Origin of the sequence: Pseudomonas sp. NPDC089996, assembly GCF_044748405.1 — a bacterium.
Lineage (GTDB): Bacteria > Pseudomonadota > Gammaproteobacteria > Pseudomonadales > Pseudomonadaceae > Aquipseudomonas.
Window position 1 is genome coordinate 596,787 of sequence record NZ_JBIVGA010000001.1, and the last position, 26,845, is coordinate 623,631.

Here is a 26,845-nt window from a genome sequence, read left to right on the forward strand (position 1 = left end):
CAAGCTGCAAGAAAGAGCAGCCACCGCTGCCGCAAGCCTTGGCGCGGGCGGCAATGCCAACGCCAGGCAGCTTGCAGCTTGCGGCTTGTAGCTTGCCGCTTTATTGCGATTTCCTGACCCGCAGGTACCATTCCGACAGCAGGCGCACCTGTTTGTCGGTGTAGCCACGTTCCACCATCCGCGTGACGAAGTCGTTGTGCTTCTGCTGATCCTCCTTGCTGGCCTTGGCGTTGAAGCTGATGACCGGCAGCAGGTCTTCGGTGTTGGAGAACATTTTCTTCTCGATCACCACGCGCAGCTTCTCGTAGCTGAGCCAGCTCGGGTTCTTGCCATTGTTGTTGGCGCGGGCACGCAGCACGAAGTTGACGATCTCGTTGCGGAAGTCCTTCGGATTGCTGATGCCTGCCGGTTTCTCGATCTTTTCCAGCTCTTCGTTGAGGGCGATACGGTTGAGGATTTCGCCGGTTTCCGGGTCGCGGTATTCCTGGTCCTGGATCCAGAAGTCGGCATAGAGCACGTAGCGGTCGAAGATGTTCTGCCCGTATTCGCTGTAGGACTCGAGGTAAGCGGTCTGGATCTCCTTGCCAATGAACTCGATGTAGCGCGGTGCCAGGTACTCCTTCAGGTAGCGCAGATAACGCTCGCGTACTTCGGCCGGGAACTGTTCCTGCTCGATCTGCTGCTCCAGCACATACAGCAGGTGCACCGGGTTGGCCGCCACCTCATGGGGGTCGAAGTTGAACACCTTGGACAGGATCTTGAAGGCGAAGCGGGTCGACAGGCCGTTCATGCCTTCGTCAACGCCGGCAGCATCGCGGTACTCCTGGATCGATTTGGCTTTCGGGTCGGTGTCCTTGAGGTTTTCGCCGTCGTAGACCCGCATCTTCGAGTAGATGTTGGAGTTTTCCGGCTCCTTGAGGCGCGAGAGCACGGTGAACTGGGCGAGCATCTTGAGGGTGTCCGGCGCGCAGTGGGCTTTGGCCAGCGAGCTGTTGATCAGCAGTTTGTCGTAAATCTTGATCTCGTCGCTGACACGCAGGCAGTACGGCACCTTGACGATGTAGATCCGGTCGATGAACGCTTCGTTGTTCTTGTTGTTGCGGAAGGTGTGCCACTCCGATTCGTTGGAGTGGGCCAGCAGGATACCGGTGTAGGGAATGGCCCCGAGACCTTCGGTACTGTTGTAGTTGCCTTCCTGTGTGGCAGTGAGCAAGGGGTGCAGGACCTTGATCGGCGCCTTGAACATCTCGACGAACTCCATCAGGCCCTGGTTGGCCCGGCACAGTGCGCCCGAGTAGCTGTAGGCATCAGCGTCGTTCTGCGGGAATTCCTCAAGCTTGCGGATATCCACTTTACCGACCAGGGCCGAGATGTCCTGGTTGTTCTCGTCACCCGGTTCGGTCTTGGCGATGGCGATCTGGTTGAGGATCGACGGGTATAGCTTGACCACCCTGAACTTGCTGATATCGCCGCCAAATTCCTGCAGGCGTTTGGTGGCCCAGGGCGACATGATGGTGTTCAGGTAACGCCGCGAGATGCCGTACTCTTCCTCGAGAATGGCCCCGTCTTCGGTGGCATTGAACAAGCCCAGGGGTGACTCGAATACGGGCGAGCCCTTGATGGCGTAGAAGGGCACCTTTTCCATCAGCTGCTTGAGTTTCTCGGCCAGCGACGATTTACCGCCGCCCACCGGGCCCAGCAGATAGAGGATCTGTTTCTTCTCTTCCAGACCTTGAGCGGCGTGGCGGAAGTACGAGACGATCTGGTCGATGCACTCTTCCATGCCATGGAAGTCGGCAAAGGCCGGATACCGGCGAATGACCTTGTTGGAGAAAATTCGCGACAGCCTGGAGTTGCTGGAGGTGTCGATCAGTTCCGGCTCACCGATGGCCAGCAACAGCCGTTCAGCCGCGGATGCGTAAGCACTGCGATCCTCTTTGCACAGCTCGAGGTACTCCTGCAGCGAAAGTTCTTCCTGACGCGTGGACTCGAAGCGTTGTTGGAAGTGGCTAAAAATACTCATGACGTCACCTCGCTCGATACGTGGAGACGACGCCGGATCAGTCAGCTGATGCTGGCATGCAACCGGTTTTGCCGATTGCTGTATACCCCCCAGAACACCCTGTAACGCTACCGATGACCCGCACGCCGGTGTACCGGCTCTCCCCTTTTTCTGGATGGCCTGCGCTTAAGAATAGTTGGTTATCCGCAAGGTCAAGGGCGGGCAGCGGAGAAGTTGCGAACGACCGTTCGTCAGGTTGGCTGCGAGCCCGCGTAGGGCGCGGGCTGCAGTAAAAATGAAAAAATTATTCGGCAGCGCCCTGGGCGGTCTCCGCCGGGTAGGTGGTGCGCCACAGTTCGAAGCCGCCATCGACGCTGTAGACCTCGGAGAAGCCCTGGCCAACCAGGTAGGCAGCTGCGCTCTGGCTGGAATTGCCGTGATAGCAGACCACCAGGGTAGGGGCATCGAGGTCGGCATTGCGGATGAACTCGGCGACCGAGTGGTTATCCAGATGCCTGGCGCCGGTGATGTGGCCGGCGGAAAAGGCTTGCGGGTCGCGAATGTCGACGACTACCGCACCTTGCGCGCGCAGGGCCAGAGCCTGCTCGGGAGGGATGCGCTTGAATTCGCTCATGGGTACGGTTCTCTTCAGGGTTGATCGTTCAGTGTAGTGGGTTGTAGCGGCGCACGGACATGGCCGTCGTCGGTGCAGTCGCAGCGGTGGTATTCGCCACTGTCGACGTTGTACAGGGTCATGGCGCCGCCCCACACGCAGCCGGTGTCGAGGGCGATGATGCCGGGCACGTCGACCTGGCCCTGAAGCGCGGCCCAGTGGCCGAAGATGATCTTCACGTGGCGTGAGCGGCGGTCCTTGTGCGCATACCAGGGCTTGTAGCCCTTGGGCGCGCTGTCCAGGCCCTCCTTGCTCTTGAGGTCGAGCTTGCCTGCCGCCGTGCAGAAGCGCATGCGTGTGAAGTAGTTGGTGATCACCCTTAGGCGCTCGACACCCGTGAGGCTTTTGCTCCACTTGTTCGGCTCATTGCCGTACATGCCGTCCAGATACAACTGCAGGCGGTTGTCGTCGCGCAGTACTTGCTCGACTTCTGCTGCAAATTGCAGCGCCTGGCCGAGCGTCCACTGCGGCGGGATACCAGCATGGACCAGTGCGATGCCGCGTGGCTCGTCGTAATGCAGCAGTTTTTGCTGACGCAACCAGTCGAACAGCCGGTCGGCATCCGGCGCCTCGATGATCTCACGCAGGGTGTCGCTTTTCTTCAGGCGCTCGACGTTGTGCCAGGCGGCCAGCAGGTGCAGGTCATGGTTGCCCAGCACGCACACCAGCGACTGGCGGATCGAATAGAGATAGCGCAGGGTTTCCAGCGACTCGGGGCCGCGGTTGACGAGGTCGCCGACCAGCCACAGGCGGTCGACTACCGGGTTGAAATTGACCCGTGCGAGCAGGCATTTGAGCGGTTCCAGGCAGCCTTGCAGGTCTCCGACGGCGTAGGTGGCCATCAGTGCAGCGCCCCGGGGACCGCGAGACGAAACGGTGCGATGTCGGCGTCGAAGCGCTTGCCGTCTTCGGCGAACATTTCGTAGCTGCCCTGCATGGTCCCGACGCGCGTGCTGATGACCGCGCCGCTGCTGTAGGTATGGCTCTGCCCGGGCTCGATGGTCGGCTGCTGGCCGACTACGCCGGCTCCGCGTACTTCCTCGACTTCGCCGTCACCGTTGGTGATCAGCCAGTGGCGTGACAGCAGCTTGGCTTTGATCGAGCCATTGTTCTGCACGGTGATGGTGTAGGCGAAGGCGAAGCGACTGCTTTCGGGGTCGGATTGCTCTTTCAGGTAACGGGTCACGACGCTGACGTCGATCTGATAGCGAGGGTCGGACATGCAAGGGCCTTGGGCGAACTGACGCAATAATGCAGTCTAGGCCATTGGCGGGGGGGAGGGCCAGCGTCATCCTGACCGGCTGGTGCGGTCAGTTGTAGGAGCGGCCTTGTGTCGCGAAAGGGCTGCAGAGCAGCCCCAGAGTTTCAGCGTTGACGCAGAAAAGGTTGGGGCTGCTCTGCAGCCCTTTCGCGACACAAGGCCGCTCCTACAAGGGGCAACATCCCGCGAACGCTGAATCAGGCTTGCTGGTTGGCCAGCTGGTCGGCCAGGCGCACGAAAGCGGCCAGGTCGAGCTGTTCAGGGCGCAGGCTGCCGTCCACGCCAGCGGCCTCGATGGATGCGCTATCGAGCAGGCCTTTCAGCGTGTTGCGCAAGGTTTTGCGACGCTGGTTGAATGCTTCGCGCACCACCTGCTCCAGTAACCGAGCATCCTTGGCCGGATGCGGCAGCACTTCGTGCGGCACCAGGCGCACGATCGCCGAGTCGACCTTCGGTGGGGGGTTGAATGCGCCTGGGCCCACATTGAACAGGTGCTCTACACGGCAGTGGTACTGCACCATGATCGACAGGCGGCCCCAGTCGCCACCGCCAGGCCCGGCAGCCATGCGCTCGACCACTTCCTTCTGCAGCATGAAGTGCATGTCACGGATCAGCCCGGCGTGGCTGAGCAAGTGGAAGATCAGCGGGGTAGAGATGTTGTAGGGCAGGTTGCCGACTACCTTGAGGCTGCGCGGCGGTACGCCCAGCTGATTGAAGTCGAACTTCAGGGCGTCGCCCTGGTGCAGGCGGAAGTTGCCGCGGCCGGCAAACTTGTGCTGCAGGATCGGCACCAGGTCTTTGTCCAGTTCCACCACGTCCAGCTGGGCGCCACTGCCCAGCAGGCCCTCGGTCAGGGCGCCCTGGCCCGGGCCGATTTCCAGCAGGTGTTCGCCGGCCTTGGCATTGATGGCGCGCAGGATGCGGTCGATGATGCCCGCATCGTGCAGGAAGTTCTGGCCGAAGCGCTTGCGGGCCCGGTGTTGGTATTGCTCGTTCATGGTCGGTTCTCGGCCATCTGGTAGGCGGTTTCCAGCGCAACGCGCAGGCTGCCGGTGTCGACCTTGCCGCTGCCGGCCAGGTCCAGGGCGGTGCCGTGGTCTACCGATGTGCGGATGATCGGCAGGCCCAGGGTCACATTGACGGCAGCGCCAAAGCCCTTGTACTTGAGTACGGGCAGGCCCTGGTCATGGTACATCGCCAGCACCGCGTCGCAGTGCTCCAGATATTTTGGGGTAAACAGGGTATCGGCCGGCAGCGGCCCGCGCAGGTCCATGCCTTCGCTACGCAGGCGGGCCAGTGTGGGTTCGATGATGTCGATTTCTTCGCGGCCAAGATGGCCGCCTTCCCCGGCATGCGGGTTGAGGCCGCAGACCAGGATGCGCGGATTGGCAATGCCGAACTTGTCGCGCATGTCGGCGTGCAGGATGCGGGTGACCCGCTCCACGCGCTCGGCTGTGATGGCGTCGGCGATGTCCCGCAGTGGCAAGTGCGTGGTCACCAGGGCCACGCGCAAGCCGCGGGTCGCCAGCATCATCACCACCTGGGCGGTGTGGGTCAGGTCGGCAAGGAATTCGGTATGGCCGGAGAAGGCGATACCGCTTTCGTTGATCACACCCTTGTGCACCGGCGCGGTGATCATCCCGGCGAATTGCCCGTCAAGGCACCCTTGGCCGGCACGGGTCAGCGTCTCCAGTACGAACGCCGCGTTGGCTTTGTCCAGCTGGCCGGGTACCACCGGCGCGGCCAGGGGCGTGTCCCACACGTACAGGCTCCCGGCAGGTGCAGGCTGGTCGGGCCATTGGCCTGGCATTACCGGCAGCAGGTTGACAGCCAGCCCCAACTGCGTGGCCCGCTCGGCGAGCAGGTCACGGCTGGTGATGGCAATCAGGGGGTGAGGCTGGGTGTCGGCGGCGAGCAGCAGGCACAGGTCGGGGCCTATGCCGGCTGGTTCGCCGGGGGTGACGGCGAAGCGCAGGGGCTTCACTGTGCGGCCTGGTCAGCGCCAGGCAGCTTGATTTCAACGTAGGCTTCGTCGCGGATCTGGCGCAGCCAGGTCTGCAGCTCTTCGTCGTACTTGCGGTTGCGCAGCACGTTCATGGCCTGTTGCTCACGCGCCTGCTCGGTGCTGTCGGTGGCGCGGCGGCCCAGTACTTCCAGGACGTGCCAGCCGTACTGGGTCTTGAACGGCTTGGTCACCACGCCTTGCTGGGCGTCGGCCATCTGCTCGCGGAACTCCGGTACCAGGCTGTTCGGGTCGACCCAGTTGAGGTCGCCGCCGTTGAGTGCGGAGCCCGGGTCTTCCGAGAAGCTCTTCGCCAGCTCGCCGAAGTCCTCGCCGTTCTGGATGCGGTCGTACAGGCGCTCGGCCAGCTGCTTGGTGGCCGCTTCGCTGCGGATTTCGCTTGGCTTGATCAGGATGTGGCGTACATGCACTTCGTCACGCAGCACGTTCTCGCCGCCCCCACGCTTCTCTTCGAGCTTGAGAAGAATGAAGCCGTTGGGGATGCGGATTGGCTGGGTGATGTCGCCAACTGCCATGCTGCTGAGCATCTTGGCGAAGTCCGGAGGCAGCTGAGCCGCTTTGCGCCAGCCCATTTCGCCACCTTCAAGGGCGTTTTCGCTGGCCGAGTTGGCGATCGCCACCTGGCCGAAGTCGGCACCCTGGCGCAGTTGCTGGTAGAGGTCACCGACCTTGCGTGCAGCTTTCTGGATGTCGTCCGAGTTGGCGGCTTCAGGGGTCGGGATGAGGATGTTGGCCAGGCGGTACTCTTCCGACATCTGCATCTTGCCCATGTCCGAGTTGAGGAAGTTCTTCACTTCCTGCTCGGACACCTGGATGCGCTCGGCAACGCGGCGCTGGCGCACGCGGCTGATGATCATCTCGCGCTTGACCTGCTCGCGGGCGTCGTCGAACGACAGGCCGTCATGGGCGAGGGCGGCGCGGAACTGCTCCAGGGACATGCCATTGCGCTGGGCAATGGTGCCGATGGCCTGGTTCAGTTCCTCGTCGGTGATGCGAATACCCGAGCGTTCGCCAATCTGCAATTGCAGGTTCTCGACGATCAGGCGTTCCAGTACTTGCTGCTCCAGTGCGCCGGTCGGCGGCACGCCGCCGCCGCGCTTGGCGATGGTCTGCTGCACCTCGTGGACGCGCTGGTCCAGTTGACTCTGCATGACCACGTCGTTGTCGACGATGGCCACCACACGGTCCAGGGGTTGTACCGCGGCATGCACCGCGCCACTCAGCAATGCAGCGCCCAGCAACACCGGGCGCAGTCGATCAATAAGCTTGGTCTTCACGTGTACGATAACCTTGAATGCCTTGGTCGAGGAACGATTCGACTTTATTGCCCACTACACCACCGAGGCCTTTCAGCACGATCTGCAGGAAGATGCCGTGGTCGCCTTTTTCGTTCTGCGGCGTGGCCTGGCTGAAGTCGTCGGAGTCGATCCAGTAACGGTTGATCAGGCGCAGCTTCCAGCAGCAGTTGTCGTACTCGAAACCGCCCATGGCTTCCAGGGTACGGTTGCGGTTGTAGTCATGCTGCCAGCGGGCGATCACGCTCCATTGCGGCACGATCGGCCAGATGACCGAGAAGTCGTGCTGCTGGATCTTGTAGTAGTCCTTGATGTAGTTCGGATCGCCCGGCGTGCCGTAGTCGCCGCCGCCCACTTTCCAGGTACCGGTGGTGGAGTCGTAGGCGATGGTGTCGTTGCGGTAGCGATAACCGAAGTTGACCACCTTGTTCGGGTTGTCTTCAGGCTGGTAGTGGAACATCGCGCTGCCCGAGCGGGTGCTGCGGCTGTCCGGGTCCCAGTTGAAGTCCGAATTGAAGCGCCAGTCGCGGTTGAAGTAGTAGTTGTACATCAGCGCATATGGCGATACGTCGGACTGTGCGTCCTTGCGGGTGCGGTAGTCGATACCTGGCAGTTGAACCTTGCGGTCCTTGAAGTAATAGGCCTGGCCGATGCTGAAGTTCTGACGCTCGAAGCCATTGTCTTCGATCCAGCGGGTGGTTGCGCCCAGCGACAGCTTGTTCTCGTCGCCTATGCGGTCGGTACCGGAGAAGCGGTTGTCACGGAACAGCGAGTCGTAGTTGAACAGCGTTTCACCCGTGTCGAACAGCGGGATGTCCATCTGATCCTTGTAAGGAACATAGAGATAGTACATGCGCGGTTCGAGAGTCTGGCGATAATTGTTGCCGAACAGCGAGGTATTGCGGTCGAAGTACAGGCCGCTGTCCACGCTGAGAATCGGGATGTCGCGGTCCTGATTGCTCTTGAAGTCGCCGAACAGATCGCGAGTAGCGTCACTGCTGTTGGCGACGTCGGTCTTGCCCTTGCCATCCAGGTCCAGGTCGTAATGGGTGTACATGTACTTCAGCTTCGGCGTGACATACCCGTAGCTGGCGGTCATCGGCAGGCTGATGGCCGGCGCAACGTTCAGGCGGGTACCGTTGGCACGTGCAACACCGAAGATGTTCTGGTCGAGCCTGCGTCCATCCGCGCCAGCGGTGGTGTCGAGCTCGCCGTCTTCGTTGAATACCGTGTCGTCCTTCAGGTCGCGGTCGAAGCGAACTGCCTCGGTCTCGTAGCTGAAATTGACGCCGCCAGGTTGGTAGGGCAGTACACCGTTGAGGGTAAGCTGCGGCAGCTTGTTGTACGGGGTGATCTGGGACAGGGTCGCCATCTCGTACGCTTGCGCGTTCAAGCGGGCGGTGTAGCTGTCGCCGCGCCAGGTCAGGGCACCTTGCTGGTTGACCACATCCTGACTCTTCACGCCGATCTGGTCTGTTTCCAGGTCCTGGAAGTAGAACGGATCGCTGATGTCGGTGTAATCGACTTCGGTCATCAGGCGGGAGTCCAGGCCGCCCTTGTGCTGCCAGTTGACCATCCAGCGCTGATCCTTGTAATCAGTCTGGTCCTTGCGGTCATCATTCTTGTCGTTCAGGTACGCGCCGCCGAACTGGCCTTCGCTGGACTTGGTCAGGTAGCGGAATTCGCCTTCCATCAGCAAGCCACGCTTGGTCATGTAGCGCGGGTACAACGTGGCGTCATAGTTCGGCGCCAGGTTGAAGTAGTACGGCGTGACCAGCATGAAGCCGGTGTCGCTGGTGCTGCTGAACGACGGCGGCAGGAAGCCGGACTGGCGGCGGTCGTCGATCGGGAAGTAGATGTACGGTGTATAGAACACCGGGAAATCCTTGACCCGCAGGGTGACGTTGGTCGCGGTACCGAAGCCGGTTGCCGGGTTCAGGGTGATGTTGTTGCCCTTCAGCTGCCAGGCGTTGCTGCCCGGTTCGCAGGTGGTGTACGTACCGTCCTTCAGGCGAATGATGGCGTTTTCGCCACGCTTTGCGTACAGCGCGTTGCCGCGGATGTGCGACTTGTGCATCACGTACTCGGCGTTGTCGACCTGCGCTTCGCCGGTGTCGAGCTGGATCTGCGCCTGGTCGCCGACGACCAGCGAGCCATTGTCGCGAATCTTGACGTTGCCCTTGAGCTCGCCACGGTTCTCGGCCTGGTACAGGTTAGCCTCGTCGGCTTCGGCCTGCATGCTGCCCTGGCGCATGACCACGTCACCGGCAAGGGTAGCGATCTGCTGCTCCTGCTGGTACTTGGACACCTTGGCGTTGATGTAGGTCGGCGACTCGTCCTTGGGCGTGGAGTCGGCCATGCCTGGGCGCGTGGGTTCGATGTATGCGCCACCGCAGTACGGGCCGGTTTCGGCCAGCTGGGCTGCGGTGAGCTTGTCGCGTGGAACCCAGTCGAGGTGGCTGTAGTCTTCGCTACGCGACTTCAGGCCGCGGCCCTCGGCCTCGGTGACCAGCATGGGCTTGTCGGCGCTATCGGCCTCGGCCGGCTCGGCTTCGGTGCCGGACGTGAGCGCGGCGCCTTCGTGCACCGGGCGCGGTGGCAGGTTGTTGGCTGGGGTCTTGGGCTTGCAGTCCCAACCACCGGAGGCGGACACTTGGCAGTCGAACTGCTCGGCAGCCACCACATAAGGGGTGGCCAGAGGTTGCATGGCCAGCAGACCGCCGGTTACCAGCAACGGAAACTTTCTACGAAACGCGGGGGATTTCAATGCCATCTTATTAGTCCGGGCTTCCTGCGTGCCATCTGCCCGCGTGTGGGGCCGCACGCCTCTCGATGGTCTGAAAAAGATGCTGGATAATAAAGCATGACCCGCTTGACGGCTAGGGCCGTCGGAGACCCTTGTAATGCCTGAACACGATGTACGCCTGCAACAACTGACGGTCTGGCTGCGTGAGCAGCTCGATCGACTTTTCCGCGACAACGCCTGGGGTGAGGTGCCTGAAGGCAGCCTGACCGCCGCCAGCAGCGATGCCAGCTTCCGCCGTTACTTCCGCTGGCAGGGTGCAGGCCACAGTTTCGTGATCATGGATGCGCCGCCGCCCCAGGAAAACTGCCGACCATTCGTCGCCATCGACCATTTGCTGGCCGGTGCAGGCGTGCACGTGCCGCAGATTCATGCGCAGGACCTGGAGCGCGGTTTCCTGTTGCTGGGTGATCTGGGTCACCAGACGTACCTGGACATCATTCAGGCCGACAACGCCGACAGCCTGTTCGCCGATGCCATCGACGCCTTGCTGGCCTTCCAGCGCCTGCCAATGGATGCGCCGTTGCCCAGCTATGACGATGCCCTGCTGCGCCGTGAGGTTGAACTGTTCCCGGAGTGGTACGTGGGCCGCGAACTCGGCCTGACCCTCACTGAGGTGCAGAAGGCCAGCTGGCAGCGTATCAGCCAGCTGCTGATCGACAGTGCCCTGGCTCAGCCCAAGGTGCTGGTGCACCGTGACTACATGCCGCGCAACCTGATGCAGAGCACGCCAAACCCGGGCGTGCTGGACTTTCAGGACGCGGTCTACGGCCCGGTCACCTACGACATCACCTGCCTGTTCAAGGATGCGTTCCTCAGCTGGCCGCAGGCGCAGGTCGAAGGCTGGCTGCGCAACTACTGGGAACAGGCGCGTGCTGCGGGTATCCCGGTGCAACCTGTGTTTGACGATTTCCAGCGCGCCAGCGACCTGATGGGCGTGCAGCGCCACCTCAAGGTAATCGGTATCTTCGCGCGAATCTGCCACCGTGATGGAAAACCGCGTTATCTGGCCGACGTCCCGCGATTCTTCGCCTATATAGATGAAGTGGTCAGCCGTCGTCCGGAACTTGCCGAACTGAGCCAGCTGATCGCCGAGTTGCAAGCCGGAGCGCATGCATGAAGGCAATGATTCTTGCAGCAGGCAAAGGCGAGCGCATGCGCCCGCTGACCCTGCATACCCCCAAACCACTGGTGCCAGTCGCAGGTCAGCCACTGATCGAGTACCACCTGCGCGCGCTGGCAGCGGCCGGGTTTACCGAGGTGGTGATCAACCACGCCTGGCTTGGCCAGCAGATCGAAGACCATCTTGGCGATGGCAGCCGTTTCGGCCTGCGCATCCGCTATTCGCCCGAAGGCGAGCCGCTGGAAACCGGCGGCGGCATCTTCAAGGCCTTGCCATTGCTGGGCAGTGAGCCATTCGCGCTGATCAATGGCGATGTCTGGACCGACTATGACCTTGCCCGCCTGCGCGCGCCACTGCAGGGGTTGGCGCACCTGGTGCTGGTCGACAACCCTGGTCACCACGGCCGAGGCGACTTCCGTCTGAGCGAGGATCGGGTGATCGATGGTGACGACGCCGCCGGCACGCTCACCTTCAGTGGCCTCTCGGTGCTGCACCCGGCGCTGTTTGAAGGCTGCCAGGCGGGTGCATTCAAGCTGGCGCCATTATTGCGCCAGGCAATGGCGTCGGGCCAGGTGAGTGGCGAGCACTACCATGGCCACTGGGTGGACGTCGGTACCCTGGAGCGCTTGGCTGAGGCCGAGCGCTTGATCGGCGAGCGCGCCTGACATGTGGTGGCCAGGCACGCTCATCGGACTGGGCGCAGGCTTTGCGGTCGCAAGCATCCCGGGCGCGTTGCTTGGCGCCTTGCTCGGCCAGGCGATGGACCGGCGTCTCCGCCTTCAGGGCTGGGAAGACATGCGCGAGCGCCTGGGCGGCCGCCCGGCCTTGCGTGACGACGAGTTGCTGTTCGTGTTGCTCGGGCGGTTGGCCAAGAGCGATGGCCGCGTGGCCGAGCAGCACATCCAGCAAGCGCGGCAGGAAATGGTCCGCCTGGACATGGCCGAGACCGCGCGTTTGCGGGCGATCGCGGCGTTCAACCGGGGCAAGGCCGGTAAAGACAGACTGACTGGCCACCTGCGCCGCATCCGGCTGCAGCCACATGCCGCCGAGGGCACGTTGCGCGCCTGCTGGCGCATGGCCTGGGCCGACGGCAAAGCCGGGCGGCACGAGCGTGAACTGTTGCTGGAGTGGGGGCACAAGCTGGGCCTGAGCCGCCGTCAGGTGCAGGCGATGTCGCTGGAGTACGAGCCGCGCAAGGTGCCGGTTTCGGGTGGTGTGATGAACTATGCGGCAGCGCTGCGCTTGCTGGGCATCGAGGCCGAGACCGAAGCGGACCAGGTCAAGCAAGCCTACCGGCGCCTGGTCAGCAAGCATCATCCGGACAAGCTGGCGGGCAGCGGGGCAAGCGAGGCGCAAGTGCGCGAAGCGACCGAGCGGACCCGTGAACTGCACCAGGCCTACGCCATCGTTCGCAAGCGGCGTGGGTTCTAGAAGGGGCGCCCGGCGCCCCTGGCAAGCTGAAATTACTGCTGTGGGCTCATCCAGCCGCGAACCCTGCGGAACAGCTGCTCCTGCTCTGCGCTCTGGTTGGCCGGCATGGCAATCAGTGACAGCTGCTTGTAGTGGCTGTCCTTCTGCCGCTTGCTGGCCTGCAGGCGTTGGGCCGCAGCATTGCGGTCGCCGGTACGCGTGGCGTAGTAGAGGTCGGCCGTCGGTACCTTGAGGGTTGGCGTCAGGCTCTCCAGGTCATGCTCGACCCGGGCCGGTGTCTGGGCGGCCACCATCACCAGCTTCTGCACCTGCGGCGGCTGCTTCTCGCTCAGGTAGCGGGCGGCCCAATAGGCGCCGCTGCCATGCCCGATCAACACGATGCTGCGTGAGTTGTGCTGCTGGGCATAGGCCACGGCGGCATCCAGGCGGGCGAAGATGCGTTCGGCGTCGGCCTCGTCATTCTGCTCGCCGGCTTGCTCGGCGTCGGTGCTTTCGGCGGTATCGGCATCCGCGGCGGTGGCCTGGGCGACGTTGGCGTTGGCGTCGGCGGGCGTATCCTTGGCCGGGGCGCTCTGGCCTGTCTTGTCCTCAGGCGCTACCGCTGGCTTGGCCTCGACCCGTGCCTGCGGGGCGTCGACGAGCAGGTCGGGCAGGCTCACGCTCAGGCTGTGCCAGCCGATATCCGGGAACTTGCGCCGCAGCGGGCCGACCACATTGGGCCAGTCGGCATTCTCGCCAGCGCCGGGGACGATGATGACGGCACCCTGCGGATCACTGTCGTTGGCCGGCTTCCACAGGGCCAGGAAACTGTCTGCTCCAGCCTGCAGGTTCTGTTGTTCGGCTTTAGGTGCCAAGCGCTCCAGGGCCTGTGCATCCTCCTGGCTGCGCTCCAGCAGGGGCGGGCGTGGCGCCGGGGCGGCGGATGCTTCGGTTGCAGCCTCCGGTTTCGCCGCATCAGTGGCCAAGGCGCCAAGTGGCAGGAGTGAGGCCAGGCAGCACATTGCCAGCGTCGTGCGATAAAGTGTGAACATGAATCAACCCAAGGCCAGAATGATACCGGCAGCCTAATAGTATTTGCCCGCGACGGCCATGCTGCATGGCCGCCCTTGCCAAGACGAGCGTTTAGATGAAGCGATTGCGTCGCCTGTTGGTTATCGGCGGGTTGTGCCTACCCTTGATTGCATTGGCACGGCCGGGCGCGCCGCCGGAGGTGGTGCTGGAGCCTGCCCAGCAGCAATGGCTCGACAGCCACCGCAGCCTGCGTGTCGGCCTGGTGCTGCAGCCGCCCTACGCGCAGTTCGACCACCGTCTGCAACAGTTTTACGGCGCCAACGTCGAGTTGGTGAACAGGCTGGGGCAGGCGCTTGGCCTTGACCTGACCTGGCGCAACTTCGCCGACCAGGCCAGCCTAGAACACGCCTTGCAGGCAGGCGAGATCGATTTTGCTCCCGGCCTGACGCAAACACCGGCCAGCCTGCGCCTGTGGCTGTTCAGTGACCCTTACATGCGCATACCGCAGCTGGTGGTGGGGCCACGCACCGGGGCAATGGCTGTGGAGCTGGAAAAGCTCGATGCCCAGACCCGCGTCACGGTGCGCATGCCCAGCGTCCTGGCCGACTACCTGCGTGGCAATTACAGCGGCCTCAACCTGCAAGGCGTGCCCAGCGAGCGCGAGGCCTTGCAGCTGGTGGTGGGTGGCCAGGCCGGTTATGCCGTGCTCGATGAAGCACAACTGAGCCGGTTGTCACGCGAAAGCGAGTTCGCCGAACTGGTGGTGGTGGGAGATATCGGCTTGCCGCAGCTACTGCGGGTGGGCTCGCGGCGCGACTGGCCGGTGCTTGCCGATGTACTCGAACGCGGCTTGCAGGCCATGCCGGCCAAGGAACTGGAGCAGCTTCACCAGCGTTGGCTGCAGCCTAAATACCCGCGCCTGAGCGAGTCCTCCGGCTTCTGGCAAAACCTGGCCTTGTTGTTCGGCCTGTTGCTGTTGTGCGCCCTGGCCACGCTGGCGTGGCAGCGTCGGCAGCAGCGCCAGCTGGAACGCAACCTGCTGGCCGCGCGGGAAAGCCTGACCGAGCGGCAGGGGCGCGAAGAGGCCCTGCGCCTGAGCCAGTTCGCTATCGACCAGAGCACGGTGGGCATTCTCTGGGTCAACTGGGACAGCCATGTGCGTTACGCCAACCATGCGGTAGAGGGCATGCTCGGCTATGCCGAAGCCGCGTTGCTGGAGCGCCCGCTGATCGATTTCGAACCGAACCTGACCATGGACCGCTGGCTCGAACTGTGGAAGGGCGCGCGCGCTGGCGATGGTGGTGCCCGGCAATTCGAAACCCACTGTCGGCGCGCCGATGGCAGCCTGCTACCGGTGGAGTTGTCGCTCAGTTTCCTGCGATTTCGCGATGCCGAATACCTGGTGGTGTACCTCGCCGATGTCACCGAGCGCCATCGCGCCCTGGCGGCATTGCGTGAAAGCGAGGCGCGGCTCAAGGGCATCGCAGGCAACGTACCGGGCCTGGTGTTTCGTCTTGAGCCCGCGCCCGCCGAAGGCGAGCCTGAGTTTCCCTACATCAGCGAGGGCAGCGAGGCCCTGGTCGGCTACACGCCTGCGCAGATCCAGCACCCGCAGATGGGGTTGCGCAATCTGGTTCATCCAGACGACCGGACCGACTACCACCAGGTGCAGGATCTGGCCATCGCCAGTGATCAGGATTGGTCGTGGCAAGGGCGCATCCTCACCCGTCAGGGCGAGCAGCGCTGGGCCGACATCAAGGCCAGTGCCAGGCGCCTGCCCAATGGCCGGGTGGCCTGGGATGGTATCGTCTGGGACATCACCCAAGGTAAGCGCGCCGAGCTGGCGCTGGCTCAGTCCCAGGAACAGTTGCGCGAGCTGTCGGCGCATCTGGAGAGTGTGCGCGAAGAAGAAAAGGCCCGTATCGCCCGTGAAGTGCATGACGAACTGGGGCAGATGCTGACCGTGCTCAAGCTGGAAGTGTCGATGTGCGAGCTGGCCTTCGCCGAGCTCGACCCCGGCCTGCACGAGCGCCTGGGCAGCATGAAACGCCTGATCGCCCAGCTGTTCCAGTTGGTGCGCGACGTCGCCACTGCGCTGCGGCCACCAATCCTCGACGCTGGCATCGCCTCGGCCATCGAATGGCAGGCGCGGCGCTTCGAAGCGCGCACGCAGATACCCTGCCTGGTGCAGGTACCGGATAATCTGCCAGCATTGAGCGATGCCAAAGCCACCGGCCTGTTCCGCATCCTGCAGGAGGCGCTGACCAATGTGATGCGCCACGCGCAGGCGCACAGTGTAGAGATCGAGCTGGTACGTGAGGACGAGCAGCTGCGCATGACCGTCAGCGACGATGGCACCGGGTTCTGCCGGGACCAGTCCAGGCCCACATCGTTCGGCCTTGTCGGCGTGCGTGAGCGGGTACTGATGCTTGGCGGCAGCATGACGCTGGACAGTGAACCAGGCGAGGGCACCAGCCTGAGCGTGGCCATACCCTTGGAGTAGGAGAGCGAGCGTGATTCGAGTGCTGGTGGCCGAAGACCACACCATCGTCCGGGAAGGCATCAAGCAATTGATCGGCCTGGCCAAGGACATGCAGGTGGCAGGGGAGGCCGGTAATGGTGAGCAATTGCTCGAGACCTTGCGCCACACGCCGTGCGAGGTGGTGTTGCTGGATATCTCCATGCCCGGGGTAAACGGCCTGGAGGCGATTCCGCGTATCCGCGCGCTGCGCGATGCCCCGGCGATCCTGATGCTGTCGATGCATGATGAAGCGCAGATGGCCGCCCGCGCGCTGAAGGCCGGCGCTGCCGGTTATGCGACCAAGGACAGCGACCCGGCGCTGCTGCTGACGGCGATCCGGCGGGTGGCAAGTGGCGGGCGCTACATCGACCCGGCGCTGGCAGACCGCATGGTCTTCGAGGTAGGTCTGACCGAAACCCGGCCGCTGCACACGCTGCTCTCCGAGCGCGAATTTTCGGTGTTCGAGCGCCTGGCCCAAGGCGCCAACGTCAACGACATCGCCCAGCAACTGGCGCTGTCGAGCAAGACCATCAGCACCCACAAGGCCAGGCTGATGCAGAAGCTCAAGGTCAATTCGCTGGCGGAGCTGGTGAAGTACGCCATGGAGCACAAGCTGGTCTGACTGTTCTGATTGCGACAGCTGGCATATCCGAGATGGCGCTGATCCCTGTGGGAGCGGGTTTACCCGCGAAAGGGCCTGGCCTGCCTTCTGCGCGGTGCCTGGGCTGGCCTCTTCGCGGGTGAACCCGCTCCCACAGCGATTCATGTCTGTGCTAAAAGCGCCGCTCTTGTAGGGCAATCCCTACAGCCAACCTTCCAGCCGGATGAGGGCATTCTCTCAGCACCGCCGATTCCCGGGCGCTTGCGGCTCTTCTACTCTTTTGCCTACGCAGTCATTCCAACAAGAAGGTGCAGGCATGAGCGAGGCGAATTCGAACGCTGCCACCAGCGAGACGCTGGTCAGCTTCCGTGGTGTGCAGAAGAGCTACGACGGCGAGTCGCTGATCGTCAAAAACCTCAACCTGGACATTCGCAAGGGTGAATTCCTTACCCTGCTGGGCCCCTCCGGCTCGGGCAAGACCACCAGCCTGATGATGCTGGCCGGTTTCGAAACCCCCACCGCCGGTGAGATCCAGCTGGACGGGCGCTCGATCAACAACGTGCCGCCGCACAAGCGCGACATCGGCATGGTGTTCCAGAACTACGCACTGTTCCCGCACATGACCGTGGCCGAGAACCTGGCCTTCCCGCTGAGTGTGCGCGGCCTGAGCAAGACCGACATCAGCGAGCGGGTCAAGCGTGTGCTGAACATGGTCCAGCTCGATGCCTTTGCCAAGCGCTACCCCGGACAGCTGTCCGGTGGCCAGCAGCAGCGTGTGGCCCTGGCCCGGGCACTGGTGTTCGAGCCTCAGCTGGTGCTGATGGACGAACCGCTGGGCGCCCTGGACAAGCAACTGCGTGAACACATGCAGATGGAGATCAAGCACATCCACCAGCGCCTGGGCGTGACCGTGGTCTACGTGACCCACGACCAGGGCGAGGCGCTGACCATGTCCGACCGCGTGGCGGTGTTCCACCAGGGCGAGATCCAGCAGATCGCCGACCCGCGCACCCTCTATGAAGAACCCTGCAACACCTTCGTCGCCAACTTCATCGGCGAGAACAACCGCATCAACGGCACCCTGCTGGCCAGCGATGGCAAGCGTTGCCAGGTGCAACTGGCCCGCGGCGAGCGGGTCGAGGCGCTGGCGGTGAACGTCGGCCAGGCCGGCGACCCGGTGACCCTGTCGGTACGCCCCGAGCGCGTGCGCCTCAACGGCCACAGCGAAAGCTGCGTCAACCGCTTCTCCGGCCGTGTGGCCGAGTTCATCTACCTGGGCGACCACGTACGGGTGCGCCTGGAAGTCTGCGGCAAGGCCGACTTCTTCGTGAAGCAGCCGATTGCCGAGCTGGACCCGGCGCTGGCCGTGGGCGATGTGGTACCGCTGGGCTGGGAGGTGGAGCACGCCCGCGCGCTCGATCCGATTGCCGAAGCCCACTGATGGATTGCTTCACCAACCCTGTACTGTGGAGAGAATAATAATGCGCAAGCAGTTGAAACTGACCGCCCTGGCTCTCGGCCTGTGCGCCGCCGGCCAGAGCATGGCGGCGGACCTGACCGTGGTCTCCTTCGGCGGTGCCAACAAGGCGGCCCAGGTCAAGGCGTTCTACGAGCCATGGGAAAAGGCCGGCAAGGGCAAGATCGTCGCGGGCGAATACAACGGTGAGATGGCCAAGGTCAAAGCCATGGTCGACACCAACAGCGTGTCGTGGAACCTGGTGGAAGTGGAGTCGCCAGAACTGGCCCGTGGTTGCGACGAAGGCATGTTCGAAGAGCTCGACCCGGCGCTGTTCGGCAGTGAATCAGATTATGTGAAAGGCGCCATCCAGCCGTGCGGCGTGGGCTTCTTCGTCTGGTCCACGGTGCTGGCCTACAACGCCGACAAGCTCAAGACCGCCCCCACCAGCTGGGCCGACTTCTGGGACACGAAGAAATTCCCGGGCAAGCGTGGCCTGCGCAAGGGTGCCAAGTACACCCTCGAATTCGCCCTGATGGCCGATGGTGTTGCGCCGAAGGACGTGTATCAGGTGCTGGGCACCAAGGAAGGCGTGGATCGCGCCTTCAAGAAGCTCGACGAGCTCAAGCCGAGCATCCAGTGGTGGGAAGCGGGCGCCCAGCCGCCGCAATACCTGGCCTCGGGTGACGTGGTCATGAGCTCGGCCTACAACGGCCGCATCGCCGCCGTGCAGAAAGAAAGCAACCTCAAGGTGGTGTGGAACGGCGGCATCTACGACTTCGACGCCTGGGCGATCCCGAAAGGCGCCAAGGATGTGGAAGAGGCGAAGAAGTTCATCGCCTACACCGTGCAGCCGGAGCAGCAGAAGATCTACTCCGAAAACATCGCCTACGGCCCGGCCAACTCCAAGGCCGTGCCGCTGCTGGCCGATGCGGTGAAGAAAGACATGCCGACCACACCTGAGAACATTGCCAACCAGGTGCAGATCGACGTGGCCTTCTGGGCCGACAACAGCGAACAGCTGGAGCAACGCTTCAACGCCTGGGCGGCGAAGAAGTAACTATCCGGAAAGCGGGGCCGCCTTGCGGCCCCCATTTCAGCCCGTATCGCGGAGTTCGCCATGGCCATTGCAGTGCCCCTCAACGAAGGCGCAGGTCCAAGTCTCAAGCAGCGCCTCAAGCACGCCGAGCGGGTCAACCGCTGGAAGGCGCAGGCGTTGATCGCGCCGCTGGCGCTGTTCCTCCTGCTGGTGTTCCTGGTGCCAATCGCGGCGCTGCTGTACAAGAGCGTCGGCAACCCGGAAGTGGTCAGCGGCCTGCCGCGCACGGTCGAGGTGATCAGCCAGTGGGACGGCAAGAGCCTGCCCGGCGAAGACGTCTACAAGGCACTGAGCCAGGACCTGGCCGAATCGCGCAAGAACCAGACCCTGGGCGACCTCTCCAAACGCCTGAACATGGAGCTGGCCGGCTACCGCAGCCTGTTGGCGAAGACTGCACGGGCGTTGCCGTTCAAGGCCGAGCCTGAATCTTATAAAGATGCCCTGCAGGCACTCGACGAGCGTTGGGGCGACCCGGCCTACTGGCAGGCGATCCGCCGCAATACCAGTTCGGTGACTTCGTTCTACCTGTTGGCTTCGGTCGACCACCGTATCGATGACCTCGGCGAACTGGCCAAGGCCACCCCGGACCAGGCCATCTACCTGGATATCTTCGCCCGCACCCTGTGGATGGGTGTGGTGATCACCGCCATCTGCCTGGTGCTGGCCTACCCGCTGGCCTATCTGCTGGCCAACCTGCCGACCCGGCAGAGCAACCTGCTGATGATCCTGGTGCTGCTGCCGTTCTGGACCTCGATCCTGGTGCGGGTGGCCGCGTGGATCGTGCTGTTGCAGTCCGGTGGCCTGATCAACAGCGCCCTGATGGCGATGGGCATCATCGACCAGCCGCTGGAACTAGTGTTCAACCGCACCGGCGTGTACATCTCGATGGTGCACATCCTGCTGCCGTTCATGATCCTGCCGCTGTACAGCGTGATGAAGGGCATCTCCCCGAGCTACATGCGTGCGGCGATCTCGCTGGGCTGCCACCCGTTCGCCAGCTTCTGGCGGGTGTACTTCCCGCAGACCTACGCCGGCGTCGGCGCCGGCTGCCTGCTGGTGTTCATCCTGGCCATCGGCTACTACATCACGCCGGCGCTGCTCGGCAGCCCGAACGACCAGATGGTCAGCTACTTCGTCGCCTTCTACACCAACACCAGCATCAACTGGGGCATGGCCACCGCCCTGGGCGGGCTGTTGCTGCTGGCGACCGTGCTGCTGTACCTGATCTATAGCTGGCTGGTCGGCGCCAGCCGCCTGCGCCTGAGCTGAGGAGCCTTGAGATGCTGAGCCCCTACATGTCCCCCGTCGAACGGGTCTGGTTCTACACCCTGCGCATCCTTTGCGGCCTGATCCTGCTGTTCCTGGTGCTGCCGGTGCTGGTGATCGTGCCCCTGTCGTTCAACAGCGGCAGCTTCCTGGTGTACCCGCTGCAAGGCTTCTCGATGCAGTGGTACCACGACTTCTTCGCCTCCGCCGAGTGGATGCGGGCGTTGAAGAACAGCATCATCGTCGCGCCAGCGGCCACCTTGCTGGCGATGGTGTTTGGCACCTTGGCTTCGATCGGCCTGACCCGTGGGGATTTCCCCGGCAAGTCGCTGGTGATGGCGCTGGTGATATCGCCAATGGTCGTGCCGGTGGTGATCATCGGCGTGGCCAGTTATCTGTTCTTCGCCCCGCTGGGTATGGGCAACAGCTTCATTTCGCTGATCCTGGTGCACGCGGTGCTGGGCGTGCCGTTCGTCATCATCACCGTGTCGGCGACCCTGCAGGGTTTCAACTACAACCTGGTGCGTGCGGCGGCCAGCCTGGGCGCCTCGCCGTTACTGACCTTCCGTCGGGTGACCTTGCCGCTGATTGCCCCAGGGGTAATCTCGGGGGCGCTGTTCGCCTTCGCCACGTCGTTCGACGAAGTGGTAGTGACGCTGTTCCTTGCCGGGCCCGAGCAGGCGACCCTGCCGCGGCAGATGTTCAGCGGCATTCGCGAGAACCTCAGCCCGACCATCGCGGCAGCGGCGACCCTGTTGATTGCCTTCTCGGTGGTGCTGTTGCTGACCCTGGAATGGCTGCGTGGGCGTAGCGAGAAGCTGAGGACTCAACAACCTGCCTGATGATGTGTTGTGTGTACCGGCCTCTTCGCGGCTAAAGCCGCTCCCACAGGGTTTGGCTGGAACTGCAGACCCAGTGTGTGCGGCTTTAGCCGCGAAGAGGCCAGCACAGGTTAAAAGGGTTACAATGCGCGCCACCGTGATTCTGCCAACAGGTGCGCCATGCAGCCCTACGCTATTGCCCCCTCCATTCTCTCTGCCGATTTTGCCCGCCTGGGCGAGGACGTCGACAAGGTTCTGGCTGCGGGTGCCGACATCGTCCACTTCGATGTCATGGACAACCACTACGTACCCAACCTGACCATCGGCCCGATGGTCTGCACCGCGCTGCGCAAGTATGGCGTGACCGCGCCAATCGATGTGCACCTGATGGTCAGCCCGGTCGACCGCATCATCGGCGACTTCATCGAAGCCGGCGCCACCTACATCACCTTCCACCCGGAAGCCTCGCAGCACATCGACCGTTCGCTGCAATTGATCAAGGACGGTGGCTGCAAGGCTGGCCTGGTGTTCAACCCGGCCACCAGCCTGGATGCATTGAAGTACGTGATGGACAAGGTCGACATGGTCCTGCTGATGAGCGTCAACCCAGGCTTCGGCGGGCAGAAGTTCATCCCTGGCACCCTCGACAAGTTGCGCGAAGCTCGCGCCCTGATCGACGCCAGCGGCCGTGATATCCGCCTGGAGATCGACGGTGGCGTCAACGTCAACAACATCCGCGAGATCGCTGCCGCTGGCGCCGACACCTTCGTGGCCGGCTCGGCGATCTTCAACGCCCCGGACTACCAGGAAGTCATCGCCAGGATGCGCGCCGAACTGGCTCAGGCCCGTCCATGAGCGGCTTCGAGCAGCTGTTCCCGGGGACGCTGCCCAGGCTGGTGATGTTCGATCTGGACGGTACCCTGATCGACTCGGTACCCGACCTGGCCGCTGCCGTGGACCGCATGCTGCTCGAACTGGGGCGCCCACCTGCTGGCCTGGCGGCGGTACGCCACTGGGTCGGCAACGGCGCCCAGGTACTGGTGCGCCGCGCCCTGGCGGGTGGCATCGAGCATGATGCCGTGGACGATGCGCTGGCCGAGCAAGGCCTGGCGCTGTTCATGGAGGCCTATGCCGAAAGCCATGCGCTCACGGTGCTCTACCCCGGTGTGAAAGACACCCTGCGCTGGCTGCAGAAGCAGGGGGTGGAAATGGCGCTGATCACCAACAAGCCGGAGCGCTTCGTCGCGCCGTTGCTGGACCAGATGAAGATCGGCCGCTACTTCCGCTGGATCATCGGCGGCGATACCCTGCCGCAGAAAAAGCCCGACCCGGCGGCGCTGTTGTTCGTCATGCAGATGGCTGGTGTAAGCGCGCAGCAGTCGCTGTTCGTTGGCGACTCGCGCAGCGATGTACTGGCGGCCAAAGCAGCCGGTGTGCAATGCGTAGGCCTGACCTACGGCTACAACCATGGCCGGCCGATCACCGAAGAATCCCCCAGCCTGGTGATCGACGACCTGCGCGCACTGCTGCCCGGTTGCGCAGACCCGGCCACTGGGATAACGTTGGCGGACCTTAAAGCCTCCCAAGACAGAGATTCCACCGTGGCGGTCACTGGCAAATTCTGGATGAAAGTCATCAAGGCCCTGGCCCGTTGGCGCTGGCGCGCCTGACTCCTGCCCGCCGGCGCCTGCCGGCCCGTCCGCTTGCCCGACCCCATTGCTGCTTGCCACGAGGCTACCCATGACCCGCGAAGAATTCCTGCGCCTGGCCGCTACCGGCTACAACCGCATCCCTTTGGCCTGTGAAACCCTGGCCGACTTCGACACGCCTTTGTCGATCTACCTGAAACTGGCTGACCAGCCCAACTCCTACCTGCTCGAGTCCGTGCAGGGTGGTGAAAAGTGGGGCCGTTACTCGATGATCGGCCTGCCGTCGCGCACCGTGATGCGCGTGCATGGCTACCACGTGAGCATCCTGCAGGATGGCGTCGAGGTGGAAAGCCATGACGTCGAGGACCCGCTGGCGTTCGTCGAAAACTTCAAGGACCGCTACAAGGTCGCCGACATCCCTGGCCTGCCCCGTTTCAACGGTGGCCTGGTCGGTTACTTCGGCTACGACTGCGTGCGGTACGTGGAAAAGCGTCTGGGGGCGAGCCCGAATCCGGATCCGCTGGGTGTGCCGGACATCTTGCTGATGGTCTCCGACGCGGTAGTGGTGTTCGACAACCTGGCGGGCAAGATGCACGCCATCGTGCTGGTCGACCCGGCTGACGAGCAGGCTTTCGAGCAAGGCCAGGCGCGCCTGCAAGGTTTGCTGGAGAAGCTGCGCCAGCCGATCACTCCGCGCCGTGGCCTGGACCTGAGCGGGCCGATGGCTGCCGAGCCGGAATTCCGTTCCAGCTACACCCGTGACGATTACGAGAACGCGGTGGGCCGTATCAAGGAATACATCCTGGCCGGCGACTGCATGCAGGTGGTGCCGTCGCAGCGCATGTCGATCGACTTCAAAGCTGCACCGATCGACCTGTACCGCGCGCTGCGCTGCTTCAATCCGACGCCGTACATGTACTTCTTCAATTTTGGCGACTTCCATGTGGTCGGCAGCTCGCCGGAAGTGCTGGTGCGGGTGGAAGACAACCTGGTCACCGTGCGGCCGATTGCCGGTACCCGCCCGCGCGGGGCTACCGAGGAAGCTGACCGGGCGCTGGAAGACGACCTGTTGTCGGACGAAAAAGAGATCGCCGAGCACCTGATGCTGATCGACCTGGGCCGCAACGACGTGGGCCGGGTCTCGTCGACCGGCAGCGTGCGCCTGACCGAGAAGATGGTGATCGAGCGCTACTCGAACGTGATGCACATCGTGTCCAACGTCACCGGCCAGCTGCGCGAAGGCCTGACGGCGATGGATGCGCTGCGGGCGATCCTGCCGGCGGGCACCTTGTCAGGTGCGCCGAAGATCCGTGCGATGGAGATCATCGACGAACTCGAGCCGGTCAAGCGTGGCGTCTACGGTGGTGCGGTCGGTTACTTTGCCTGGAACGGCAACATGGATACCGCTATTGCCATCCGCACTGCGGTGATCAAGGACGGCGAACTGCATGTGCAGGCCGGTGGCGGCATCGTTGCCGACTCGGTGCCGGCGCTGGAGTGGGAAGAGACCATCAACAAGCGCCGGGCGATGTTCCGTGCCGTGGCTTTGGCCGAACAGACTATTACCCAGTAAATCGATTGGGGCTGCTTTGCAGCCCTTTCGCGACACAAGGCCGCTCCTACAGGGAATCGCGATCTCCTGTAGGCGCGGCCTTGTGTCGCGAAAGGGCCGCATAGCGGCCCCGGCAATTTAGAAGTCCACGCTGACCCCAAGGCTTACACCTTGCTGAGTCAACTCATCACTCTTGCGCCAGTTGTAGTTCCCGCGCAGATGCACCCCCGCCACCAGCTCATGGCTCACCCCCAGACTCGCGCGGGTCAAATCGCTATGTGGCGTGTACCCGGTCAACGTGAAGTCATTCGCTGGCAAAGTCGTCAGGTGCAGGGTCACATCCTGCTGGTCATCCTCGAACTCATGCTCCTGCGCCACCTCGGCGAACAGCCGTGTGCCCTGCAGTACCTGCACGCTACCTAACAGCCCGACACCCAGGCGCCGCGAGGTCCGTTCCTGGTCATCGAAGCCCAGTGCCGTCGAGCGCCCGCTCTTCTCGTCATAACCATCGACCTTCACCCGCGCATAATCGGCGCTGATGAACGGCGCCAGTTGCCAGCGGCTGCGCTCTGCCGCCAGGTTGTAGCCCAGCCGGGCAGTCACTGCCCAGGCCTCGCCATCGGTATCGCCCTTTTCGCTGCGATCGTTGACGCCAAGCGCAAAGGTGCGCTTGAGGTCGTGGTAGTCCAGATGGCCGGCGCTTAGCGCGGCATCGGCCCACCAGCGGTCCTGGCGGAACTGGGCGAAGGCACTGGCGAGGTAGCTGTCCAGCTTGTAGTCCGAGTCCTGTTCACCGGCTTCCAGTTTCTGCCGGTACACACCGCCGGCCAGGCCGAGGCGCCAGGCATCGTCAAGCCGGTAACTGCCACCCAGGGTCAGGTTGTAGCCATGGCCATCCGCACTGGTAGCGCTGTGCTGGTCATCGAAATCCAGATCCTGGGCACCCGTGCTGACGAAGGCCTGCCATTGGCCGACTGCCTGCCAGGGCGTCTGCCACTGGTTGCGCAGTTCGTCCTGATGCGCGCGCAGGCTGGCGTGGGCCATTTCCGGCAACAAGGTCAGTTCCCAGGGGGCGGCAATGATCGAGTAGGCGTAGTCGGCGATCAGCTGCTGCCCGGCGATGGTGGGGTGCACCGAGTCGTTGAACAGCAGTTTGCTCGGGTCGGGGCTGGTGCCGTTGATACCGTAAACCGGGTTTTCCACGCAGCTGTCGCCGCTGTAGCAGGTGCCGACCAGGTTCTGCCCGGCGGCCAGGCCGAACTGGGTCGGGCTGGCCAGGGCCTCGCCTAGCAATACCGGGATGTTCAATGGGATGATTTCAGCGTCGATCTGCCCGAGCTGGCTGACCAGCGACTGGTTGAACACGCTGGAGAGTTGCGAAAGCGCATTTTGCTGTGGCGTACCGGTAAAGTTCGGTGTCTGCCCCAGGTCCGGCAGCAGCCAGACCATGATGTAGCGCGCACCGCCTTGCTGCAGGGCCTGGGCGCTGGCGGCGAGGCGGGCACCTGCGGCTGCGGCGTCGGCCGGGCTGTTGACCAGGCCCTGGAGGAAGTCGTTGCCACCCCCGGTGAGGTAGTAGAGGGCGTTGGGATCGGCGCGCAGGCCATTGGCCAGGTAACCGGGTTTGTCACGTAGAACCGCACCGGGGAATATCGGGCTGTTGGGCGGCAGGACAGTCTCGGACGTAGCCGTGATCGAATCCAGAATTTGCTGTGTCGTATAGCCGCCGACAGCCCAGTTATTGCCGTCCGGCAGGTTCAGGGCAGCGAAAGTCGGGGAGGTGGAAGGGCCAAGTTCGGTCGGGCTGACGCCCAGCTTGCCGCCCAGAATCATCGGCGATACGGGGGCATAGTTGCCGTTGGCATCACGGTTGGTGAAACGCATGCCCAGGGTGCTGCCTGTCAGGTCGGGAAACTGCCCGGCATCACTCAGGCTGTCGCCAAAGACGATCAAGGTGGAGTAGGGCGAGGGAGCAGCGAAGGCCTGGCTGCAGGCCAGGGCCAGCGAGGCGAGGGTAAAGCGCAGTAAGGGTGCTTTTCGCATCGTTGAACATCCTTTTCATTGTTTTTATGAGAACTACCCGCTCGACCTTAGCAAATCACCGGGCATCGCTTCCAAGTCCATTCGTTTCCCCGTGTTTACGGGCATATTGCGCCAGTCGCCCCGGTAGGCTACTGTGCGTGCAAGTATGAGCGAGACCTATCCTGTGTTGATCGTCAGCAAACTCTTGATGCGCGTTATCAAGGCCCACGCCCGTT

Annotated in this window: 22 protein-coding genes; 12 read left to right on the forward strand and 10 right to left on the reverse strand. The window is 63.2% G+C overall.

The genetic code is table 11. From position 1 onward, the window contains the following. Positions 1 to 100 precede the first annotated feature (100 nt). The 8 genes from ACIPW4_RS02765 to ACIPW4_RS02800 all read right to left on the reverse strand — a co-directional run bounded on the left by ACIPW4_RS02765 (position 101) and on the right by ACIPW4_RS02800 (position 10,027). The gene (locus ACIPW4_RS02765; protein WP_400654536.1) at positions 101 to 2,023 is read right to left on the reverse strand and encodes a PrkA family serine protein kinase; all 1,923 of its coding nucleotides are present in this window, start codon (positions 2,021 to 2,023) and stop codon (positions 101 to 103) included. Between the two features lie 283 nt (positions 2,024 to 2,306). Then, positions 2,307 to 2,636, reverse strand: coding sequence for a thiosulfate sulfurtransferase GlpE (gene glpE / locus ACIPW4_RS02770; RefSeq protein WP_400654538.1), 330 nt, complete (start codon positions 2,634 to 2,636; stop codon positions 2,307 to 2,309). 14 nt (positions 2,637 to 2,650) lie between these two features. After that, positions 2,651 to 3,517: a symmetrical bis(5'-nucleosyl)-tetraphosphatase gene (locus tag ACIPW4_RS02775; RefSeq protein ID WP_400654539.1), complete on the reverse strand. Its 867-nt coding sequence runs from the start codon at positions 3,515 to 3,517 to the stop codon at positions 2,651 to 2,653. Continuing rightward, positions 3,517 to 3,897: a Co2+/Mg2+ efflux protein ApaG gene (gene apaG, locus ACIPW4_RS02780; protein ID WP_400654541.1), complete on the reverse strand. Its 381-nt coding sequence runs from the start codon at positions 3,895 to 3,897 to the stop codon at positions 3,517 to 3,519. Before apaG ends, ACIPW4_RS02775 begins: the two co-directional genes overlap by 1 nt. Positions 3,898 to 4,133: 236 nt before the next feature. Then, on the reverse strand, positions 4,134 to 4,934 hold the full coding sequence (gene rsmA / locus ACIPW4_RS02785; protein WP_400654543.1) for a 16S rRNA (adenine(1518)-N(6)/adenine(1519)-N(6))-dimethyltransferase RsmA: 801 nt from the start codon (positions 4,932 to 4,934) through the stop codon (positions 4,134 to 4,136). Continuing rightward, positions 4,931 to 5,920: a 4-hydroxythreonine-4-phosphate dehydrogenase PdxA gene (gene pdxA, locus ACIPW4_RS02790; RefSeq protein WP_400654545.1), complete on the reverse strand. Its 990-nt coding sequence runs from the start codon at positions 5,918 to 5,920 to the stop codon at positions 4,931 to 4,933. The genes rsmA and pdxA overlap by 4 nt, the downstream gene beginning before the upstream one ends. Then, positions 5,917 to 7,236, reverse strand: a complete 1,320-nt coding sequence (locus tag ACIPW4_RS02795; protein WP_400654547.1) for a peptidylprolyl isomerase — start codon at positions 7,234 to 7,236, stop codon at positions 5,917 to 5,919. Before ACIPW4_RS02795 ends, pdxA begins: the two co-directional genes overlap by 4 nt. Next, positions 7,217 to 10,027, reverse strand: a complete 2,811-nt coding sequence (locus tag ACIPW4_RS02800) for an LPS-assembly protein LptD (protein ID WP_400654549.1) — start codon at positions 10,025 to 10,027, stop codon at positions 7,217 to 7,219. Before ACIPW4_RS02800 ends, ACIPW4_RS02795 begins: the two co-directional genes overlap by 20 nt. 130 nt (positions 10,028 to 10,157) lie before the next feature. On the opposite strand from ACIPW4_RS02800, the gene ACIPW4_RS02805 reads away from it, so the two are divergent. Genes ACIPW4_RS02805 through ACIPW4_RS02815 form a run of 3 tightly spaced genes read left to right on the forward strand, consistent with a single transcriptional unit; the run spans position 10,158 to position 12,611 of the window. Next, a complete protein-coding gene (locus ACIPW4_RS02805) occupies positions 10,158 to 11,177 on the forward strand; it encodes an aminoglycoside phosphotransferase family protein (protein WP_400654550.1) in 1,020 nt (339 codons plus the stop codon). Beyond that, positions 11,174 to 11,845, forward strand: coding sequence for an N-acetylmuramate alpha-1-phosphate uridylyltransferase MurU (gene murU / locus ACIPW4_RS02810; RefSeq protein ID WP_400654552.1), 672 nt, complete (start codon positions 11,174 to 11,176; stop codon positions 11,843 to 11,845). The genes ACIPW4_RS02805 and murU overlap by 4 nt, the downstream gene beginning before the upstream one ends. Position 11,846: 1 nt before the next feature. Next, positions 11,847 to 12,611 (forward strand): TerB family tellurite resistance protein, encoded by a 765-nt coding sequence (locus ACIPW4_RS02815; protein ID WP_400654553.1) that lies wholly within the window; start codon positions 11,847 to 11,849, stop codon positions 12,609 to 12,611. Between the two features lie 32 nt (positions 12,612 to 12,643). Here the strand turns inward: ACIPW4_RS02815 and ACIPW4_RS02820 are convergent, their stop codons facing one another. After that, positions 12,644 to 13,642 carry an alpha/beta hydrolase family protein gene (locus ACIPW4_RS02820; RefSeq protein ID WP_400654554.1) on the reverse strand — a complete coding sequence of 333 codons (999 nt, stop codon included), beginning with the start codon at positions 13,640 to 13,642 and terminating at the stop codon, positions 12,644 to 12,646. Between the two features lie 95 nt (positions 13,643 to 13,737). Between ACIPW4_RS02820 and ACIPW4_RS02825 the strand changes: the two genes are divergently transcribed. The 9 genes from ACIPW4_RS02825 (at position 13,738) to trpE (ending at position 24,608) form a co-directional block, all read left to right on the forward strand. Continuing rightward, positions 13,738 to 16,125 carry a PAS domain S-box protein gene (locus tag ACIPW4_RS02825; RefSeq protein ID WP_400654556.1) on the forward strand — a complete coding sequence of 796 codons (2,388 nt, stop codon included), beginning with the start codon at positions 13,738 to 13,740 and terminating at the stop codon, positions 16,123 to 16,125. Between the two features lie 10 nt (positions 16,126 to 16,135). Further along, the gene (locus tag ACIPW4_RS02830) at positions 16,136 to 16,765 is read left to right on the forward strand and encodes a response regulator (protein WP_400654558.1); all 630 of its coding nucleotides are present in this window, start codon (positions 16,136 to 16,138) and stop codon (positions 16,763 to 16,765) included. A gap of 295 nt (positions 16,766 to 17,060) precedes the next feature. Continuing rightward, the gene (locus ACIPW4_RS02835) at positions 17,061 to 18,185 is read left to right on the forward strand and encodes an ABC transporter ATP-binding protein (protein WP_400654559.1); all 1,125 of its coding nucleotides are present in this window, start codon (positions 17,061 to 17,063) and stop codon (positions 18,183 to 18,185) included. A 40-nt stretch (positions 18,186 to 18,225) separates the two neighbouring features. Further along, entirely contained in the window at positions 18,226 to 19,260 is a 1,035-nt protein-coding gene (locus ACIPW4_RS02840) for an ABC transporter substrate-binding protein (RefSeq protein ID WP_400654560.1), read from the forward strand. Positions 19,261 to 19,320: 60 nt separating this feature from the next. After that, positions 19,321 to 20,568: an ABC transporter permease gene (locus ACIPW4_RS02845; RefSeq protein ID WP_400654561.1), complete on the forward strand. Its 1,248-nt coding sequence runs from the start codon at positions 19,321 to 19,323 to the stop codon at positions 20,566 to 20,568. Positions 20,569 to 20,579: 11 nt separating this feature from the next. After that, entirely contained in the window at positions 20,580 to 21,407 is an 828-nt protein-coding gene (locus ACIPW4_RS02850; RefSeq protein WP_400654562.1) for an ABC transporter permease, read from the forward strand. Between the two features lie 159 nt (positions 21,408 to 21,566). Then, positions 21,567 to 22,241 carry a ribulose-phosphate 3-epimerase gene (rpe, locus tag ACIPW4_RS02855; RefSeq protein ID WP_038408593.1) on the forward strand — a complete coding sequence of 225 codons (675 nt, stop codon included), beginning with the start codon at positions 21,567 to 21,569 and terminating at the stop codon, positions 22,239 to 22,241. Next, positions 22,238 to 23,056, forward strand: coding sequence for a phosphoglycolate phosphatase (locus tag ACIPW4_RS02860; RefSeq protein WP_400654563.1), 819 nt, complete (start codon positions 22,238 to 22,240; stop codon positions 23,054 to 23,056). The genes rpe and ACIPW4_RS02860 overlap by 4 nt, the downstream gene beginning before the upstream one ends. Positions 23,057 to 23,126: 70 nt before the next feature. Further along, positions 23,127 to 24,608: an anthranilate synthase component I gene (gene trpE / locus ACIPW4_RS02865; protein WP_400654565.1), complete on the forward strand. Its 1,482-nt coding sequence runs from the start codon at positions 23,127 to 23,129 to the stop codon at positions 24,606 to 24,608. 117 nt (positions 24,609 to 24,725) lie between these two features. On the opposite strand, the gene estP is transcribed toward trpE, so the two are convergent. Beyond that, the gene (gene estP, locus ACIPW4_RS02870) at positions 24,726 to 26,630 is read right to left on the reverse strand and encodes an esterase EstP (protein WP_400654567.1); all 1,905 of its coding nucleotides are present in this window, start codon (positions 26,628 to 26,630) and stop codon (positions 24,726 to 24,728) included. Between the last annotated feature and the right edge of the window lie 215 nt (positions 26,631 to 26,845).